Raw genomic sequence first — 17,617 nt, 5'->3', positions numbered from 1 at the left:
AAAAGAACCATCAGAGAAATCCCATTAGATTTCTTTGATGGTTCTTTTTTTAGAGTCTAGAGTTTTGTCCCAGACTCTTTTTTGAAAATAATAAGTAAGTACACTCACAGTTTCTTCACAAATTGTTACGGTTTTATTCTAAGTTTTCCAATCATTTGTTCATAATTGGGCGTTATTATTTAAACATAGTCAAATAACAAAGAGGTGAACGAATGGTATTGATAAAAAATTCAGAGTGACAACCTTTAAAATATAAAACAGATAAAAACATTAAAAATTAAAAATCCCTATAAAGTATTTAATCCCCTTATTTAAAACAACCCTCATAATTAGATAAATAAAAATATATTTCCTCCCCGATATATATTTAAAAAGAAGTTAAATACAAGACTTTTAAGAAAGAGAGATAATATCATGAGAATAGATTGAAAAGGAACTCGTGCCGGAAGACGCGAGCCTTTTTGCGTTATAGTGTAAATTATCTTAGGCAATCCTCATATTTTCTTCACAAATTGTTACGGTTTTATTCTAAGTTTTCCAATTATTTATTCATAATTAGGTGTTATTATTTAAGCATAGTCAAATAACAAAGAGGTGAACGAATGAAACGGTAAACTTGGTAATGAAACAACCCTTATAATTTTTAAAGAATAACAATTACACAAAATAGATAAAACCCTTAAAAACATATATTAATCCCTATAAATTAAAAATCTCATTTAATCCCCCCTTAAATTAAATGAAACCCCTCATATAAAAAGCATATACACATAAAATATATTTCCCCCCTGATATATATTTTGAAATAAAAAACTCACATCTTTAGACGATGTGAGTTTTTTTGTAATGACTATAAGCAGAATAGATTGTTATAGTGTGTGATATTTTATCTACTCTGTATACAACTCTGTGTTGAGAATTGATCCTTCTTGAGTAGAACCCCTTTATTGGTGGAATCAATTTTTCAAACGATTGAGACTGTTCGAAAGGATTTTTTCGAAGCGTTTTGATAATCTCTAAAAAATTATATTCAAGTTTTGAACCCTTAATTTTTTTTAGGTCTTTTTTTGCACCACTTTTAATTTTGATTTGGTACTTTAAAGGTTCTTCCATACGTCGTCAAAATCCTCGTTATCATCGTTTTCTCGATTTTTAATTTGATCTACAACACCGTTATTAGTCAAAAATAAAGTTTCTTTGATAGCATTCCAATCGTCCTTGCCAATTAAAACTGCTCCTTTTTCACCGATTTTTGTGGGTTCTATAGTTATTGGCTTTCTTTCAGAGTTTACTTCTTTTATTAATTCGAAGAGATGTTGTCTAGCACTAGTAGGTGTATATATTTCTTTCAACATGTTATCCTCCTAACGTACGTTATAATGTACGTACAGTGTATTATGATTTTTAATTCTGGTCAATGGAAATGTCTATATATTAAATTACGTAACAAAAAAGCCACGCAACTGGATTGATTGCGTGGCTTTCGTTACGGAATTCAGAGGAATTCCAAGGTTGTGAGGATGGAGGTTGGATTAGGACCTCCTTAAAAGAATAATGGTGTTTAGACCCCGATCTGTTACTTAAACGATGCTGCTGTTTCAGCATTGCAATACAAGAAGTGACCGGGCAGAACTTCTTGTAATGATTGATCGTCAGAGAATGGCTGGGAATGGTCGAAGTCGATTCTCTCACGAGTCTTTTCTATTTCAGGATCTGGAACAGGGATTGCTGACAGAAGACTTTGAGTATAAGCATGTAAGGGATGATTATAGATTTCATCAGAGTCTGCTAGTTCAACAATCTTACCATGATACATAACAGCGATACGATCACTGATGTACTTAACCATGGAGAGATCATGGGCGATAAACATGTATGTCAGTCCTTGTTCCTTCTGAATATCTTGCATCAAGTTAACAACTTGAGCTTGAATAGAAACATCAAGAGCAGAGATCGGTTCGTCGGCGATTACGAATTGTGGTTCAACAGCCAAAGCACGGGCAATACCGATACGTTGACGTTGACCACCGGAGAATTCATATGGGTAACGTGTCATGTGTTCTGGATTCAAATGAACCATATCTAGTAATTCACGAACACGTTTTTCACGCTCTTCTTCACCCTTAACTAGTCCGTGAACATCAAGGCCTTCGGCGATGATATCCTTAACCTTCATTCTAGGGTTCAAAGATGCATATGGATCCTGGAAGATCATCTGCATTTCACGACGGAATTCCTTCATCTGTGGTCCATGACTTTTAATTTTACTAATGTCTTGACCATTGAATAGGATTTGTCCGTCGGTTGGATCATAAAGTCTGATAATACTACGGCCAGTTGTACTCTTACCAGAACCAGATTCACCAACTAATCCAAAAGTCTCACCTTTGTAGATATCGAATGAAATATCATCAACGGCTTTGACCTCGTTAGGTTTACCAATGTTAAAGTACTGTTTCAAGTTCCTAACTTGAACGATTTTTTCTCTTTCGTCTGCCATTATTTAACACTGCCTCCTAACTGCTTGAATTTTTCGAAACGTTTCTTGATTGATGCGGGTGGATCGACCTTTGGTGCATTGGGATGCAACAACCATGTGGCTGCGTAGTGATTCTTTGAAACCTTGAAGTATGGTGGTTGTTCTTCTTCGTCAATTTCCATTGCATATTTGTTACGAGGTGCGAAGGCATCTCCCTTTGGTGGATTCAAAAGGTTAGGAGGAGTACCAGGAATTGAGTTCAAACGGTTAGCTTCACTAGTATCTAGTGTTGGCATTGAATCTAGTAGTCCCCAAGTGTAAGGGTGTTGAGGATTGTAGAAGATGTCATTAACTGAACCGTATTCGACAAACTTACCGGCATACATAACGGCAACTCTATCAGCGATACCAGCCACGACGCCAAGGTCATGGGTGATGAAGATGATCGATGTACCGATTTTTTGTTGTAGTTCTTTTAGTAGATCAATGATTTCTGCTTGGACAGTAACGTCAAGCGCAGTTGTTGGTTCATCAGCGATAAGGATCTCTGGGTAATCAACAATGGCGATAGCGATGACGATACGTTGTCTTTGACCACCTGAAAATTGGTGAGGGTAGTCTTTCATACGAGCTTTAGGATTGGGAATACCAACTAGACGTAGAACCTCTTCGGCACGAGCCATAGCGTCTTTTTTGGAAACATTGTTGTGGATCAATAAAGGTTCCGCAACTTGCTTGCCAATTGGCATAGTTGGATCGAGTGATGTCATAGGGTCTTGGAAGATCATCGAGATCTTGTTACCACGAATATTATCCATACCTTTTTCACTCTTTTGTAGCAGGTCATCCCCATGATAGAGAATGCTGCCCTTTGCGATATCAGCGTTCTTAGCTAATAATTGCAGGATAGAACGAACGGTAATTGACTTACCAGAACCAGATTCACCAACTATAGCTAAGGTTTCACCGGCGTTAAGATCGAAACTAACCCCACGAATAGCTTGGACAGTACCATTGTATGTCGCAAAATTAACATGCAAATCTTTTACTTCTAGAATTTTATCCATTGCTTATTCATACTCCTTATATAATCGGGCTACACATGATAGTTTTCATTCATGTTTCGCGCCTTAGCTTTTAGTCATCTGATTGTGGGTCAAAGGCATCACGTAAGCCATCACCAAGAAGGTTTGTAGCAATCATGATGATACTTAAGATAATAGCTGGTGCCCACATTTGATATGGTAAGAATCTGAAGGCCTTTTGACCATCAGATAACAATGTACCTAATGATGCGTTTGGTGCTGGAATACCAATACCAATGAAACTCAAGAAAGCTTCGAAGAAAATGGCATTCGGAATTGTAAACATTGTTTGAATGATAATTGTTGAAGATAAATTAGGAATCAAGTGTTTAGTAGCAATCTTAGTAGATGATTCACCAAGTGTTCTGGCAGCTAAGATATATTCTTGCTCTTTTAACTGGAAGGTCTGAGCACGAATCAGACGTGCCATAGTTACCCAACCAGTAATGGCAATCGCAATAACGATAGAACCAAGTCCTGGTTTTAAGATGATCATCATTAAAATAACAACGATCAAGTTAGGAACAGATGATACGATTTCAACGATACGTTGCATAATTGTATCAGTTCTGCCGCCTTTCCAACCTGAAACGATACCGTAAGGAACACCGATGATCAAATCAACAAGTGTAGCCAAGATAGCAACGATAAGTGAAAGACGAGTACCATAGATGATTCTTGATAATAAGTCACGGCCAAGATAGTCAGTTCCTAAGAGATAGAAGGTATCTTTTGAGGCACCAGCTTGTTTATATGCATCGACCATTTTACCACCCATGTTTTGGTAACCATTGAATCCGGGGATGTTTAAGTTTCCTAGTTTAGGAGGCAAGTTAGATAGAGTAACTTGTTGAGCATTAGGATTGTGGGGAGCAACTAGTGGAGCAAAGAGTGAGATCAAGACGATAATTGAAAGAAGTGTTAAACATACAACAGCAACTTTGTTAGAGAACAAGCGACGGCGAACATCTTGTAAGTATGTTAGAGAAGGTGTACCGATTTTTTCTTGTTCGTTATTATTTTCGTCATGAATTAATTTAAATTTTTCCTTTGGTACATTAGGAATTTGTTCCATATTATTCTTTACCCCCATTTCCTAATCTAATTCTTGGATCAATGAATCCGTAGAGAATATCGACAATCAAGATGATGACAACTAATAGGAATGAATAGAAAATTGTTAGTCCCATGATAGTTGGATAATCGTTGGTTGTAATTGACTTAACGAATTGTTCACCGATACCAGGAATCGAGAAGATGTTCTCAACAACCATTGAACCGGTCATAACTGAAACGGCCATAGGTCCGATAATTGTAACAACTGGGATCAAAGAATTACGAAGCGCATGCTTTGTAACGACTTTCCAGCTTGAGTTACCTTTTGCTTTGGCTAATTCGATATAATCACTACTCATAACATCAACCATTTCGGTTCTCATGAATCTGGCAACGTTACCTAATGGTAAGGCTGCTAGAGCAAGTGTTGGTAACACACTTGATTGGAAGTTGTCCCAGAGAGCAACTGGGTAGATGTGCCATTTGTAGGCCAAGTAGAATTGTAGTAATACGGCTAAGACGAAAGATGGAATTGATAGACCAAGAATTGAAATAAATGTAGCAAGTGTATCAACCCATGTGTTCTTACGAATAGCGGCTACGGCACCAAGTAGGATACCAAGAACGGTACCTAAGATCATTGCTTGAGCACCAATTTGCATTGATGGAGCAAGACGTTGACCGATCAATGCTGTAACAGGTTCATTGTTGAATTGGAATGATGTTCCAAGGTTACCTTGAAGCAAACCACCCATGTAACGTACATATTGAACAAAGACTGATTGATCCAAACCATATTGAGCCTTAACAATCTTCAGTTGATCTGGTGACATACGGTTCTGGTTAGAGAACGGTGTACCAGGAAGCATCTTCATTAGGAAGAAAGTCAGAGTTGCAATAATGAAAAGGGTCAAAAACAGGTAGAAAATTCTTTTGAGAATATATTTAGCCATATTTGATCTCCCTAACTCCTAATTATTTTTTGTATACAGTGACGAGGTTATAACTACCATTTGGTGAAATTCTATAATTCTTAACACTCTCTCTTGTTAAGTTGGCTTGGTAGTATTGGTATAGAGGAACGGCACCAGAATCTTGTGCGAGGATTTTAGCGGCTTGTATCAAGTCTTCCCATCTAGCGTCTTCATTATTGGCATCTGTTGTCTTACTCTTCTTGATCAAGGCATCGTATTCAGGGTTTGAGTACTTACCATTGTTCTGAGGGTTACCAGTTGTGAAGATATCTAGGAATGTAACAGGATCTGGATAATCGGCGTTCCAACCAGTAACAACGATATCGAAGTTACCACTTGTTGACTTATCAAGACGTGACTTGAATGGAACATTTTGTAATGTAAGTTTGAATCCTGGTAAGTTTTTCTCAAGTTGTCCTTGGATATATTCGTTTTGTTTCTTAGCACCATCGGTATCATCACCTAATAATGTGAAGCTAAGATCCTTTTGACCTGTTTCTTTGACTCCTTCTTTCCAAAGCTTGGCAGCAAGTTTTGGATTGTACTCTGTGTATTTGCTTACTGATTTAAGCTCTGGTTCTTTGGTGAAATCAATATTATTCTTAGGTGCATAAGACATTCCAGAAGGAACAATAGTACGTTCGATACCACCTGTTTTACCTAGAACATTATCTGTTAGTTGTTCACGATTGATCGACATTGAAATAGCTTGTCTGATTTTTTCGTTCTTAAAGAACTTATATTTCTTTTGGTTGAATTCTAGATAGAAGTTACTTGCCATCTTATCGTTTGAGAATGTCTTGTATGTAGATACTTGACGAGCTGTATCACCACTGATCTTTTGTAGACGGTTGATACGGTTGGCATCGTAAAGATTCAATCCAGTATTATTATCTTTTACAACGTAATACTTAACTTGGTGTAACTTAACAGCTTTGGCATTCCAGTATTTGTCGTTCTTAACTTCAGTCCAACTATTGTCTGAAACTGACCAGTTCTTCAACATGAAAGGTCCGTTGAAGACCATGCCGGCACTCTTTAATCCATATTGCTTACCAGCTTTTTCAACTGCAGGTTTGTATTGAGGATAGAATGTTGAGTTACCCATCAATTTGTTGAAGTATGGAATAGGATCTTCCAAAGTTACTTGTAACGTGTATTTTCCAAGTGCTTTAACACCTAATGTATCAACTGGTTTCTTACCAGCATTGATAGCATCGGCATTCTTAATACCTGTATAGATGTAAGCATATTGTGAAGCAGTCTTAGGATCGACTGTTCTGCGCCATGCGTAGACAAAGTCTTGAGCAGTAACGGGTTTACCGTTAGACCACTTAGTATGTCTCATCTCGAAGGTATAAGTTTTACCATTATTAGTAGGTTTAACGATCTTTTTGGCGATGGCGGGCTTTAGAGTCTTACCATCGAATCGGTACAATCCTTCCATAGTATCAGTCAAACCTTGAGCACCGATAACGTCCGTGTTCATCGACGAATCCATTGTTGCGATAACATCACTGGAACTGATCGACAAAGTATTCTTATCGTCTTTTTCAGTGGATGATCCGCAACCACTAAGAACTAGCGCAATTGCTAGAATAGGCAACATTGCTAGTAGATACTTCTTAAATTTCATTACACAACCTCCCTAAAAGAATAACAATAATATTAGACTACACCATTAAACATTAAATACAAAGACTATTTATTAAAAAATCTCTAATGTTCTCTAAAATCATAATACATCACAGATTAAATTGCAAAGAAAAACAGAAATATCTATAAAATAGATATTTCTGTTTATTATTTTTTAATATTATATTGTTAAATTAGAAGTTCGGTTTAAGCATTTACTTGCACAAACTTTTCGTAACGTTCCAGTTCTTCAGGACTAAGGTTAGCTTTAAGTAATGAGCCGTCATTAGTGAATTCCTTACTGATTATCTGTGCGTTTTTCAAAAGTTGTTCGGTAATTTTTTGTTGATCATAAGGGATTAGTAGATCAACTGTCTTATAACCAGAGAATAGTTTAAGTTTAATCAATTCTACTAGTTTTTGAATAGACGAATTGTCCAAAGCTGAGTAATAGATATTGTCTCCTTCAATAGTAGGGAAGACTTGATCAGGCTTTAAGTCAGCTTTGTTGAAAGCATAAATCATTGGTTTACCTGTAACGCCAACTTCACGCAAAGTGTTTTCAGTAACTTCCAACATATTCTTCCAATGTTCATCACTAACATCTATTACTTGCACTAATAGGTCGGCATCTTTGGCTTCCTTCAAAGTTGTCTTGAATGATTCAATCAAGTTGTGAGGTAGTTTGCTAACAAACCCAACTGTATCAGATAATAAGAAGCTGGTGTTATCTTCAAGGTCGATCTTTCTAACACTAGTATCCAATGTAGCGAAGAGCATGTCTTTTTCGAATACTTTGCGGTCGTCGGAATCTTCTTTATTGAAGTTAAGTAAGCCATTCATAGTTGTTGATTTTCCAGCGTTAGTATATCCAACTAATGAAACTAATGGCAAGCTAGTATTAGTTCTGCGGCGACTTTGAACGTTAATTGTCTTATCAACGGTTTTTAGCTGGTCCTTTAAGTAAGTGATACGTTTGCGAATGACACGGCGGTCTAATTCAAGTTTTGTTTCACCAGCACCACGGTTAGCCAGACCACCTGAAGCAGATTGTTGATCCAATGGATTACCTGATGGATGAATTCGAGGTAATTGATATTGTAGTTTGGCAATTTCAACTTGAAGTTTGGCTTGGCGAGTATGTGCTCTATTTGAGAAGACTTGGAGGATCAATTCTGTTCGATCCATAAAACTTAATTTGGTTTCTTTTTCCAAGTTTCTAATTTGTGATGGTGTTAATTCGTCATTTAAGACAATCGTTGTAACGTCATCAGCATTGGCTATTTGTTTGATCTCGGTAACTTTACCTAATCCAAAATAAGTCTTAGCACTGACAGAATCAACATTTTGCTTAATTACGTCAGCGACTTCCATATTGTTGGCCTCAACTAGTGAGCCTAATTCTTCCATTGTATAGTCAAAGTCTACTTGCTTGTGACTAACTCCGGCAACGATAACTCGTTCTTTAGAGTTTATAGTGTTTTCCATAAAATCCTCCTGGTGGCACTTATACCCCAGGGTATTAATGCCATTTAATTATTTAAGTGTGTTAAGGTTGGCACTTCTTATTACAATCATGTTTAGATACATCCTTTCGATAATATGCTTATATCATAACATTTAAGTACTAATTGGACTATATAATAGGTAGAAAAGTAAATTCAAAAGAGCATATCGAATTCGATATGCTCTAATATTAGTTATCGTAAATACTATTTCTATGTCCAATATTGATAGCAGTAACAAATAATCTATCATCCTCGATTTCACAAATTACTCGATAATTACCGATTCGATATCTCCATAGTCCTGATAAAGTAGATGTTAGTCCTTTGCCATGTACTCGTGGATCAATACTATTGTCGATATGAGTGTATAGCCACTGTAGTATCAATTTTGCTTGGTACTTATCCATTTTTTTCAATTGCTTTTTTGCGTCCTTATTTATATAAAGGGCATATGTCATTCGTCAAACCCCAGTTCCTTAATTACTTTAGAAATTGGTTCAGCCTCTTTATGCTGTTCGAGCCATCTTTTGTGCGCAAATTGTGCAGTCATTTCATCGTATTCATCTTCTAATTCGTTTATAGAATACTTCATAATTAGTTCTGATAATGTAATACCATGGAATTTAGCCATTTCATTTAACCATTTTTTTTCATCGTCTGAAACTCTGATAGTGATCATAGCCATAAGAATAACTCCTCTACATATTGTGTAACACATTGTAATACAAAGAGTGGATAAATACAATTTATTTATTCAGGACATGAAAACGTATGATTCAGGACGAAAGTTAGGTTTTACGCTTGATAGATGTTAAAATTCCTTTAATTGAAGTAAGTAGGGATGATTTGATGAGAAAAAGATGGCTGAAGTGGACGACAAGAATCGGAGCTACAGTATTAATTATAGTATTATTAGCAGAAGCTTCTTGGATGAAAATTTGGTGTGCAACTGCGTTCTTGAAATTAGGTGGTTATGATTTATTTGAATCACTGATCAAGTCATTTCATATTATTAGACATTTCTTGAATATGTAAAAATACCTGACCATATCGGTCGGGCATTTTTTTACAACAAGGCTTTAGCGGCACACATAATTAAGAAGACAATGACGCCGGTAAAGTAAACCTTGGAAGTTTTCTTGTAGTATTTGTCTTTTTTATCCAAATATTTAAAGTACATAACCAAATCACTGAATATTAAGAAATAAAACAATTTGTCAGTTAAAAAAGACTTGAGCGTATCTCCAAACAATAGGCTGGAGATTATGTACAAAGCCGTTAATCCTAAAATTAAATGTAATAATTGTAATTTTCGTGCTGGTTTTAAATTGCCATTAAATATGTCCATAAGTGTCCTTATTTTTTAAATGTAAAATTAATTCACTAATTCCTGGAATTAAAAATAATGGATTATGAATGAATCCCATAATGATTAAAACAATATTCCAAGATTGATTTTCATTGGTCATGTTCTTGATGGCGAAATACGTCAAAATTTCTATAATAATTGCAAAAATAATAAAGTAAAACGATATGATGAATTTTAAAAAGTTATCTGGTACAGCAGTTGGGTCTTTTGGATGAAAGTGAGAAACTAGTCCGACACCAATAATTAATATTAGTTCAATACTAAAGATTATCCAAGCAATCGTTTGAAATACCTTGCTGTTCCGATCCATTTTATCTCCCCATTTCTTTATACCTTCTTCAAACATAACATTTAAATAGCAAAATAAGGGAGATATATCCTGAGGTAGGTGATTTGATATCTTGAACTACATCAGCGTTTTAAGTTTCTTAGCTTTACCCAGTGAGAAAGGACGAACTAACTCTGGACCGAAATACATTTTTCTCTTACTAAAGTCCGCTTCACTAATTGTTTGTGGATTTGCGAGACAAGATCTATTGGCACGAAAGAGGGATGAATATTTTTTCTCTAAGTCATTTAAGTTACCATAAAATTCGTATTTCCCGGTGCGCGTGTATAGATCTAAACGATGAGGAACGGTAGATGTTTCAATAAAAAGGACATCATCCAAGTTGATATGATAAATTTGATTACCAACTGAGAAGGCGAAGCATCTCTTTTGAGTGGTCATAATTCGGTCGATTCGTTCTTTAGCTAATGACAGAGTATCATAGAATTCTTGGCGAAAATCTTCAGGTTCTTGGTCTTTGGTAATAAAGCCTAATGCCTCAACTTTTCTCTTGAATGTTAAGGGTGCCATTTCATCGTGTGTTGTTACGAAGATAATCTTAGCCTGTACGTCGATTTTTCGAATTTTTACTGCTAGATCGATCCCGGTTAGTTGGTTTTTTAAGTCAATATCAAGGAAGTAAATGCCATTAGTTGTAGGGTATTCCTGCAAGTATTCTAAGACTTCATCGGGGCTTTGAGTTTTAAAGGCAACTTCGAATGGGTCATTGTGAAATAAGATATAGTTATTGACGAGAATTTCGAATTGCTGCAATTGAACCATGTCGTCTTCACAAATTATAATTGGATAAGTCATATTTTTCCCTTTCTAAATCAAAACTAATTGAAGATGGAACCAGTTGTTATCTTCACTATATTGTACTAATAAGTTAGGATATTTCTTCTTGATATCTTGCACATTAGATAGTCCAAGCCCAGAGTGATTCTTTTTGGTTGAATAACCGGTTTGTTTGATGTTAGAGATGGCCTCAGGCGTTATAACGGTGTTATCAATAACGAATGTTAATTGTCCATCCTCAGATATGATAGCTAGTTGGATTTTGCCAGCTGGTTGTTTCTTGGTTTCTTCAATGGCGTTATCAATTGCAATTCCAAGTAGTCTGACCAGATCAAAAATATTGATAGATGTATCAGTGATCACATCTCGGCATTCGAAATGACACTCGATATTTTCATGATTAATTTGATTCAACTTACTGATGAAGAGACTCTTTAAATAAGGATTTTGAATGTTATTCAGATCTTTATATAGCTTCATAGAAACATTGCTGAAGTAGTCATCAGAATACGTCTCAAATTTGTTCAATGATTCTAGCAGGGCGTTGTTATTATCTGAATCAGCAACTGTTCGTAGACTCAAAAGTAAATTTTCGTAATCGTGCTTGAACTTACGCAAGCTAAGTTGGTCTCGTTCTAGTTGATCGGTATACATTTTGAGATTTTTGAATTGTTCTTCGGATAGTTGTTGTTGATAGAGATTTTTTTGCCGTTTACTTTCCAAAAGGAATATTAATAGAAGAACGATGATTTGAATTACAACGAATAATAATATGCCGATGATTAATTTTCGATAGGCTTCAAAATGATCAATGAAGTTCATAAAAATAGATAAAACTACAAAAAAGTATGTAAGTAGAAGTGTTACTACAGGTGATTTTTCAGATTTTTTAAGGAATGTTGTTAAATGAAAGTGACGGTACAATAAAATAATAATAATAGCTAAGATCCATTCTATTGCGGAACTTACAAAGGTGAAAGTCCAACCTTGTGTAATCTGTGTTCTAACGAAGATCATCATAACGGCAGACATAATAATATCAACAATATAAATTGTGATGCTTGATATCAATGCTTCATCTAATAGGAAGTAATTAGGTTTAACATGATGTTCAAATATCAAATAAATTCCCAAAACAAATAGTAGGAAACTCCAATCGTCTGCATAATTATCAGTAATAGTGGCCGCTATCAATAAGATTATTGAAGCCGTAATTGTTTTGAAATTAAGCTTTTTAGGATCATGGTAAATTGAAAAGAATATGGCAAAGACCATGATCCATGACAATAGCACCCCTAGTGCGAATGCTCCCTCTTCTACGTATATCATCTTCATTCCTCCTGTAACTAGTATATCAGAGGAAGAATTACAGTAATTGTAGCGATGAAATTATTTAGAAAATGTAGAAACATACTGTAACGAATGTCCCCAAATCGAATATAAGCTAACGAAAACAGAATTCCACTCAAGAAATATGGGATTAGTTTTAAACTAAAGCTTTGTTCATGTGCCCATGCAAACACTAATGAAGTAATTAGTACGTATAAGAAAATAGATATAAAACTTTTCATTTTGGAAAATATTAGTTTAGCAAATAAGCCTCTAAAAATTAATTCTTCAATAATTGGTGATACAACTACAGTCGTTAGAATCGTATTAAACGTGTTGTCTTTGAGAGCTTCCAAAATCACGCTTTGATTGTTGGAAACGGGTAAGTTATCAGAAAAAAATTGAATGGCGATTAGGGCAATGACAAAAAGAATTAATTCAATAATAGGATGAGAGGTTCGATTAACCTCCAAAGTGAAATTGTCATTCAAAAAGTTCCATAAATTACGCGCCAAATAATAAGAGGCAACTAATCCTAGTACTGCACAGAGAGCATAGACAAAAATATTATGAGTCATTTGACTTAATATCAGTGGCAATATAGCTACTTGATATATGATGAAGTAAATAAAGATAATTAAAACATTACCCAATAGTCCTTTTTGCATGATTATTCCTCCTAGTGGTTTGTGATTGAACTTTAAGAATGAAAATAGGCTATTCAAGATATTTTTTCACTTCAAACTAATAAATGCTTACAATTAAAAATAGTTTGGAGGAAGAACCATTGTTAAAATCTAAAAATTACAACCTTTTACTTGCTAGTACCATTTTGTACTTCGTTACCGCAGAATTTTTAGCAGCTATTTTAAAGAATTGGCTAACTGCTAACACAGCCGATACCATCGTGATAATAATGTCCTATTTATTCTGTCTGGGCACTGTTTATGCTTTGAGACCAAAGTTTAAGAGTGATTGGAATAGTATCAAATCAAAAAAATCCGAATTGTGGTTAATATCAGTATTTCTATTGTTAGATGTGTTCTTACAAATACTGTTATCAAACATATTTACAGCCGCTGCATCTAATCAAAATAATTTTGATACAGCTATCAAAAATCATAATGCCATCATGTTAGTAGCAGTATTTATCTTGTTTGTTATTGCTGGACCAATTGTAGAAGAAATTATCTTTCAATACTTTATTCAAGACCGCATTGTAAAATTTTATTTGCAAAAAACTAAATTGCCCAAATGGCTATCGATCAGTTTGATCGTTATTATTCCTACATTGTTATTCATGTTTTATCATACTAATAACTGGAACGATATTGCTAACTTGTCTATCTTTTCATATGGTAACTTGATAGTCTTTGCCGTACTTTATCAAATCACAGATGATAACTTGATCTATCCAATTAGCGTGCATATTTTAAATAACTTAATTGCTTTTTTACTAGTGTTGTAGTTAATGACTTCATATTATTAAACTATCACTGTCCGTAATGATTAAGGAAAAAATATCCTGAACATCATGTTTACTGTCTTGAGTAATGATGTTGAGGATATTTCTGGATTTGGTACTTATGATAGATTAAGATGTACATACTACTTGAAGGGAGATTCTCCTATGGATAAGTCAGAAAACTTGAAACAAGAAGTGAAATTATTTAAAAATGGGAATTCATATGGATTCAGAATTTCTAAGAAAGATAGAGAATTCTTAAATATTGATAAAGATACTAAATTTGAAAAAATAGTTTCTTCTGATAATAGTGAAATTATTTTTAAAAAAATAGAAAAGTCTCGTCCTAATGTTTTGGCAACAGCTAATAAGTTATTTGATAACAACAAAGAGTTGATGAAGAGACTAGAAAATTTATGATATATCTGACTAAAGAAGAATATATTGAAATTAATAAGTTGGTTTTGATGAAATCCAATAATATGAATATTGGTATTCAGTATTCTCAAGGATTGGATTTAATTGTTGAACAACCTCGGCAAGCTGTATTTGGACGTGAACTATATCCTAATTTATGGATTAAAGCGTCATTCATAATTCAGAAGTTGACCAAGAAGCATATTTTTAATGACGGTAATAAAAGAACTGCACTTTTGTCTGGTTTAACTTTTTTAAGTGTAAATGGCCATATTTTAAGTTTTACTGCAGATGAGGGTGAAGAATTAATTTTGAGTGTTACTAATAGCACTGATGATGAAGAGACGATGGTTGCTCTTGCAGAATGGTTAAAAAATCATGCAAATAATAATTAAGAAAAATATCCTGAACATTATGTTTGTTGTCTTAAACATTTGTGTTCAGGATATTTTTATGGGAAATAAGAAATTATTAATTCAAAGATACCAGAAAATAGTCTCTTGAAAAAGTTTATTATTATTATTGATGTATCATATTTTGATTTAATTTCACGAGTAAGCTTATACAAAGCATATATTGAATTGGCAACTACTAATATTACTATAATCCAAAGTATAGGGAATGATTGAAATACTTTTTCCATAATTTATTAATTCTCCAGTTTTACAAACTTTTGAATACAATAATCCCAAGCAGACATGAAAAGGATAATTCCAAAAGTTAAGTTAAACATGCGCCTGTAATCCATCACCAGCAAATAAGTACCATTTAATAGGTTTGATCCAGCCTCGGTTAAATAATAGATCGACGTAAAATATAGCAATGTAGATAATGGATTTTTAAATTTATATGGTTTTAATTTTCCATCTACTATTTTGAACATACCCTCGTCCTCCATACGATTTTAAATAGGATTAAAAATAACAAAACCAAAAAATATTGCTGCATACATTGTTATTCCTCTTATCTTATTAAGTACAGAATAATACATAACAGTTTTATTTTGTCAAAAGTATCCTGAACTAGGTATTTGGATATCCTGGAACCTTATTCGTTTTGTCAAAATATCTATTTTTAGATTTCTAAATATAAAAAGTTTCTTGCGGATATGATTATAGGAAGAAATGATTATATTCAAACTTTAAATTATTTACAAAAAAATTACACTAGTTATATTTTAAATATACATCTATATGGTACGTTTCCTTTGTCATTACTTAGTAGTAAAAAATGGAGGAATTGTAATATGCAGGGACCTGTCCTATTGATTTCGATAGTTATTGTCAGTTTGTTAAAAGATTCTCCGACGATTGTTATTTTAAGAGAGAAACTGGTTGAAAAAGTCGGTAATTGGGTATATATGATTTATTTTTGTATAGTGGCAGTATTGTTTTTTCTATTGAAATTAATTGATAATTTTGCCTATGCTTTTGTTCTCTTTTGCCTTATATTCATTGTTGCAGATTTTTTAATTAGAAAGATTATGAATTGATAATAATAGTGACTATTATGAGTTCTTAAAATATTGTTCAGGTTATCAGAATACCCAGTTCAGGATGTTTTATAAGATAAAAAACCTCTTCCAGATATAATTATCGGAAGGGGTGGTCATATGAGAGTTTTAAATATTTTAAAAAATATTATTATATTTACTGTTATGCTAGTACTGACATTTGTTATTCAAATCAATCAAATTTTTATGGTATCTAAATCAACTAATGTTATTGGTTTGGTAATAGTATTTTTTATTATTTTAATGCTATTGCTGAAGCTTGCGAAAACGTGGCATTTGAAGTTAGTTAGTAGTCCCTTCAAAGTTAGAGATTTATGGTTAATATTAGGTGCAGCAGTTGTTAGTGAAATTACTTCTGTATCGCTATCTTATTTAGGGCTTCTTATGCATTCTGAACAAGCATCTTCAAATGGTTTGATTGCTGAAAGAATGTTGTCAAATAATATATGGGTAGTAATAATTGCTATTATATCGGTTGATTGTATGGGACCGATATTGGAGGAAGTTGTATTTAGAGGGATGATTTACCAATTCATAAGTAAAAAATTTTCTATTGTGTTTGGTTATATTTTGACTGCTGTTATTTTTTCATATCTTCATGATGGATTTTCTTTTTGCTTTATAAGCTATTTCATTGATAGTTTGATATTGACTTTTGTTTTTCAATATACAGGAAATATTTATAGTAGCATTGTTTGTCATCAATTTATGGGTCTAAACTTTCTGGTATTGGTGAAAGCCAATACCAGTTTTTTTATTGTCTAAATTTCTGGATAGAAAAAGGACCTCACGGGTCCGTGTTATGCTTTAAGCGACTAAACAAAAAAACAACAAGGAGATCCCGTGATGCCCCAATCAAATTCTATCCTAAATCTACTAAATATAACAGATGAAAATATTACTGTATTCAACTGCACTGATAAAATTATCCATAAAGGCAAGCGCAAAAAACGCATCAAAATCATTGATGGCCGTCTATCTTATAGCTTATCTAAATGTCCTAATTGTGGATTTTCTTCATTAATTAAAAATGGCACCAGACAAACTGATATTAGATTATCTAGTATCAATGGTTGTGAGTATCATTTGAAATTATCAAAGCAACGATACCTTTGTAAGTCATGTGGAGCCACTTGTGGTGCTCATACTAATTTAGTGAGTCCTAATCAGTCTATGTCTCATCAAGTCGAACAAGCAATTATTCCATTAGCCAAACAATCATTGACTCAAAAGGCAATTGGAGAAATTGTGGGAGTGTCTTCTAGCACTGTTGGAAGAATACTATACGGTAGTCAGAAACTTCCTAAAAGGGTTCATAAACTTCCGACTAATATTTGTATGGATGAGTTCCGATCAAGTAATCATCTGTTCTCTTTAGTCACGTGCAATGCTGATACGCATGAGTTGATGACTCTTTTACCTTCTAGAGTAAGCTCTAAAGTTATTGAACACTTTCTGGCAGAGTATTCACTACAGGAAAGACAACAAGTTCAATCTGTAACCATAGATCTCAACGCTAATTATCAAAACGTTATCCATAGATTATTCCCCAAAGCCGTTATTGTAATCGATAGATTTCATGTGATTCAACTTATTGGTAGAGCTCTAGACAAAGCCAGGGTTTCAGCACTCAACTCGATAGATGACAAGAGATCCAGAGA

The 17,617-nt window shown here is 34.0% G+C and carries 23 protein-coding genes; 7 read left to right on the top strand and 16 right to left on the bottom strand.

Translation table 11 applies throughout. The features are described from left to right. Positions 1-822: 822 nt before the first annotated feature. The 10 genes from EKM79_RS11140 to relB form a co-directional block, all read right to left on the bottom strand. Entirely contained in the window at positions 823-1,113 is a 291-nt protein-coding gene (locus tag EKM79_RS11140) for a Txe/YoeB family addiction module toxin (protein WP_125568803.1), read from the bottom strand. Further along, positions 1,098-1,355: a type II toxin-antitoxin system Phd/YefM family antitoxin gene (locus tag EKM79_RS11135; RefSeq protein ID WP_246005687.1), complete on the bottom strand. Its 258-nt coding sequence runs from the start codon at positions 1,353-1,355 to the stop codon at positions 1,098-1,100. Before EKM79_RS11135 ends, EKM79_RS11140 begins: the two co-directional genes overlap by 16 nt. Positions 1,356-1,576: 221 nt before the next feature. Beyond that, positions 1,577-2,500, bottom strand: coding sequence for an ABC transporter ATP-binding protein (locus EKM79_RS11130; protein WP_125568801.1), 924 nt, complete (start codon positions 2,498-2,500; stop codon positions 1,577-1,579). Beyond that, positions 2,500-3,546: an ABC transporter ATP-binding protein gene (locus EKM79_RS11125; protein WP_125568799.1), complete on the bottom strand. Its 1,047-nt coding sequence runs from the start codon at positions 3,544-3,546 to the stop codon at positions 2,500-2,502. The genes EKM79_RS11130 and EKM79_RS11125 overlap by 1 nt, the downstream gene beginning before the upstream one ends. Positions 3,547-3,616: 70 nt before the next feature. Then, positions 3,617-4,639, bottom strand: a complete 1,023-nt coding sequence (locus EKM79_RS11120) for an ABC transporter permease (protein WP_125568797.1) — start codon at positions 4,637-4,639, stop codon at positions 3,617-3,619. Position 4,640: 1 nt separating this feature from the next. Then, positions 4,641-5,573, bottom strand: a complete 933-nt coding sequence (opp3b, locus tag EKM79_RS11115) for an oligopeptide ABC transporter permease (RefSeq protein WP_056979581.1) — start codon at positions 5,571-5,573, stop codon at positions 4,641-4,643. 22 nt (positions 5,574-5,595) lie between these two features. After that, complete coding sequence (locus EKM79_RS11110) at positions 5,596-7,230, bottom strand: peptide ABC transporter substrate-binding protein (protein WP_125568795.1); 1,635 nt, start codon at positions 7,228-7,230, stop codon at positions 5,596-5,598. 206 nt (positions 7,231-7,436) lie between these two features. Continuing rightward, on the bottom strand, positions 7,437-8,717 hold the full coding sequence (gene hflX / locus EKM79_RS11105; protein ID WP_125568793.1) for a GTPase HflX: 1,281 nt from the start codon (positions 8,715-8,717) through the stop codon (positions 7,437-7,439). Between the two features lie 208 nt (positions 8,718-8,925). After that, a complete protein-coding gene (locus EKM79_RS11100; protein ID WP_125568791.1) occupies positions 8,926-9,195 on the bottom strand; it encodes a type II toxin-antitoxin system RelE family toxin in 270 nt (89 codons plus the stop codon). Beyond that, on the bottom strand, positions 9,192-9,422 hold the full coding sequence (gene relB / locus EKM79_RS11095) for a type II toxin-antitoxin system RelB family antitoxin (RefSeq protein ID WP_125568789.1): 231 nt from the start codon (positions 9,420-9,422) through the stop codon (positions 9,192-9,194). Before relB ends, EKM79_RS11100 begins: the two co-directional genes overlap by 4 nt. 116 nt (positions 9,423-9,538) lie before the next feature. Here relB and EKM79_RS11090 point away from each other — a divergent pair, with 116 nt between their 5' ends. Then, on the top strand, positions 9,539-9,772 hold the full coding sequence (locus EKM79_RS11090; protein WP_211331290.1) for a hypothetical protein: 234 nt from the start codon (positions 9,539-9,541) through the stop codon (positions 9,770-9,772). Between the two features lie 31 nt (positions 9,773-9,803). Here the strand turns inward: EKM79_RS11090 and EKM79_RS11085 are convergent, their stop codons facing one another. The 5 genes from EKM79_RS11085 to EKM79_RS11065 all read right to left on the bottom strand — a co-directional run bounded on the left by EKM79_RS11085 (position 9,804) and on the right by EKM79_RS11065 (position 13,229). Then, a complete protein-coding gene (locus EKM79_RS11085) occupies positions 9,804-10,085 on the bottom strand; it encodes a hypothetical protein (protein WP_125568785.1) in 282 nt (93 codons plus the stop codon). After that, positions 10,072-10,416, bottom strand: coding sequence for a hypothetical protein (locus EKM79_RS11080; RefSeq protein ID WP_125568783.1), 345 nt, complete (start codon positions 10,414-10,416; stop codon positions 10,072-10,074). Before EKM79_RS11080 ends, EKM79_RS11085 begins: the two co-directional genes overlap by 14 nt. Before the next feature lie 96 nt (positions 10,417-10,512). Next, positions 10,513-11,250 carry a LytR/AlgR family response regulator transcription factor gene (locus EKM79_RS11075; RefSeq protein WP_125568781.1) on the bottom strand — a complete coding sequence of 246 codons (738 nt, stop codon included), beginning with the start codon at positions 11,248-11,250 and terminating at the stop codon, positions 10,513-10,515. Positions 11,251-11,262: 12 nt separating this feature from the next. Beyond that, positions 11,263-12,561, bottom strand: coding sequence for a sensor histidine kinase (locus EKM79_RS11070; RefSeq protein ID WP_164506082.1), 1,299 nt, complete (start codon positions 12,559-12,561; stop codon positions 11,263-11,265). A gap of 17 nt (positions 12,562-12,578) precedes the next feature. Continuing rightward, entirely contained in the window at positions 12,579-13,229 is a 651-nt protein-coding gene (locus tag EKM79_RS11065; protein ID WP_125568776.1) for a CPBP family intramembrane glutamic endopeptidase, read from the bottom strand. A 119-nt stretch (positions 13,230-13,348) separates the two neighbouring features. Between EKM79_RS11065 and EKM79_RS11060 the strand changes: the two genes are divergently transcribed. The 3 genes from EKM79_RS11060 to EKM79_RS11050 all read left to right on the top strand — a co-directional run bounded on the left by EKM79_RS11060 (position 13,349) and on the right by EKM79_RS11050 (position 14,838). Further along, on the top strand, positions 13,349-14,029 hold the full coding sequence (locus EKM79_RS11060) for a CPBP family intramembrane glutamic endopeptidase (RefSeq protein WP_211331289.1): 681 nt from the start codon (positions 13,349-13,351) through the stop codon (positions 14,027-14,029). Between the two features lie 66 nt (positions 14,030-14,095). Then, positions 14,096-14,446: an AbrB family transcriptional regulator gene (locus EKM79_RS11055; protein ID WP_246005686.1), complete on the top strand. Its 351-nt coding sequence runs from the start codon at positions 14,096-14,098 to the stop codon at positions 14,444-14,446. Beyond that, a complete protein-coding gene (locus EKM79_RS11050; RefSeq protein ID WP_125568773.1) occupies positions 14,443-14,838 on the top strand; it encodes a type II toxin-antitoxin system death-on-curing family toxin in 396 nt (131 codons plus the stop codon). Before EKM79_RS11055 ends, EKM79_RS11050 begins: the two co-directional genes overlap by 4 nt. Before the next feature lie 254 nt (positions 14,839-15,092). Here EKM79_RS11050 and EKM79_RS11045 read toward each other — a convergent pair whose 3' ends face one another. Then, positions 15,093-15,326 carry a hypothetical protein gene (locus tag EKM79_RS11045; RefSeq protein ID WP_125568771.1) on the bottom strand — a complete coding sequence of 78 codons (234 nt, stop codon included), beginning with the start codon at positions 15,324-15,326 and terminating at the stop codon, positions 15,093-15,095. A gap of 363 nt (positions 15,327-15,689) precedes the next feature. Between EKM79_RS11045 and EKM79_RS11040 the strand changes: the two genes are divergently transcribed. The 3 genes from EKM79_RS11040 to EKM79_RS11030 form a co-directional block, all read left to right on the top strand. After that, positions 15,690-15,935: a hypothetical protein gene (locus EKM79_RS11040; protein WP_125568769.1), complete on the top strand. Its 246-nt coding sequence runs from the start codon at positions 15,690-15,692 to the stop codon at positions 15,933-15,935. Between the two features lie 120 nt (positions 15,936-16,055). Next, entirely contained in the window at positions 16,056-16,721 is a 666-nt protein-coding gene (locus tag EKM79_RS11035; protein WP_125568767.1) for a CPBP family intramembrane glutamic endopeptidase, read from the top strand. Between the two features lie 81 nt (positions 16,722-16,802). Further along, positions 16,803-17,617 (top strand): transposase (locus EKM79_RS11030; RefSeq protein WP_246005685.1); only part of this gene is annotated, 815 nt, incomplete at its 3' end.

It is taken from the genome of Companilactobacillus insicii (genome assembly GCF_003946015.1).
Lineage (GTDB): Bacteria > Bacillota > Bacilli > Lactobacillales > Lactobacillaceae > Companilactobacillus > Companilactobacillus insicii.
Note: the sequence above shows the minus strand (reverse complement) of the source record. Positions and strands in the feature narration are given on the sequence as shown.

What these genes read in the sequence shown, in the direction of transcription:
- EKM79_RS11080 (WP_125568783.1), bottom strand. Translation starts at nt 10,416, where the DNA reads ATGGATCGGAACAGCAAGGTATTTCAAACGATTGCTTGGATAATCTTT.
- relB (WP_125568789.1), bottom strand. Translation starts at nt 9,422, where the DNA reads ATGGCTATGATCACTATCAGAGTTTCAGACGATGAAAAAAAATGGTTA.
- EKM79_RS11050 (WP_125568773.1), top strand. Translation starts at nt 14,443, where the DNA reads ATGATATATCTGACTAAAGAAGAATATATTGAAATTAATAAGTTGGTT.
- EKM79_RS11140 (WP_125568803.1), bottom strand. Translation starts at nt 1,113, where the DNA reads ATGGAAGAACCTTTAAAGTACCAAATCAAAATTAAAAGTGGTGCAAAA.
- EKM79_RS11075 (WP_125568781.1), bottom strand. Translation starts at nt 11,250, where the DNA reads ATGACTTATCCAATTATAATTTGTGAAGACGACATGGTTCAATTGCAG.
- EKM79_RS11110 (WP_125568795.1), bottom strand. Translation starts at nt 7,230, where the DNA reads ATGAAATTTAAGAAGTATCTACTAGCAATGTTGCCTATTCTAGCAATT.
- opp3b (WP_056979581.1), bottom strand. Translation starts at nt 5,573, where the DNA reads ATGGCTAAATATATTCTCAAAAGAATTTTCTACCTGTTTTTGACCCTT.
- EKM79_RS11070 (WP_164506082.1), bottom strand. Translation starts at nt 12,561, where the DNA reads ATGATATACGTAGAAGAGGGAGCATTCGCACTAGGGGTGCTATTGTCA.
- hflX (WP_125568793.1), bottom strand. Translation starts at nt 8,717, where the DNA reads ATGGAAAACACTATAAACTCTAAAGAACGAGTTATCGTTGCCGGAGTT.
- EKM79_RS11065 (WP_125568776.1), bottom strand. Translation starts at nt 13,229, where the DNA reads ATGCAAAAAGGACTATTGGGTAATGTTTTAATTATCTTTATTTACTTC.
- EKM79_RS11120 (WP_125568797.1), bottom strand. Translation starts at nt 4,639, where the DNA reads ATGGAACAAATTCCTAATGTACCAAAGGAAAAATTTAAATTAATTCAT.
- EKM79_RS11035 (WP_125568767.1), top strand. Translation starts at nt 16,056, where the DNA reads ATGAGAGTTTTAAATATTTTAAAAAATATTATTATATTTACTGTTATG.
- EKM79_RS11125 (WP_125568799.1), bottom strand. Translation starts at nt 3,546, where the DNA reads ATGGATAAAATTCTAGAAGTAAAAGATTTGCATGTTAATTTTGCGACA.
- EKM79_RS11085 (WP_125568785.1), bottom strand. Translation starts at nt 10,085, where the DNA reads ATGGACATATTTAATGGCAATTTAAAACCAGCACGAAAATTACAATTA.
- EKM79_RS11130 (WP_125568801.1), bottom strand. Translation starts at nt 2,500, where the DNA reads ATGGCAGACGAAAGAGAAAAAATCGTTCAAGTTAGGAACTTGAAACAG.
- EKM79_RS11045 (WP_125568771.1), bottom strand. Translation starts at nt 15,326, where the DNA reads ATGTTCAAAATAGTAGATGGAAAATTAAAACCATATAAATTTAAAAAT.
- EKM79_RS11100 (WP_125568791.1), bottom strand. Translation starts at nt 9,195, where the DNA reads ATGACATATGCCCTTTATATAAATAAGGACGCAAAAAAGCAATTGAAA.
- EKM79_RS11135 (WP_246005687.1), bottom strand. Translation starts at nt 1,355, where the DNA reads ATGTTGAAAGAAATATATACACCTACTAGTGCTAGACAACATCTCTTC.
- EKM79_RS11040 (WP_125568769.1), top strand. Translation starts at nt 15,690, where the DNA reads ATGCAGGGACCTGTCCTATTGATTTCGATAGTTATTGTCAGTTTGTTA.
- EKM79_RS11055 (WP_246005686.1), top strand. Translation starts at nt 14,096, where the DNA reads ATGTTTACTGTCTTGAGTAATGATGTTGAGGATATTTCTGGATTTGGT.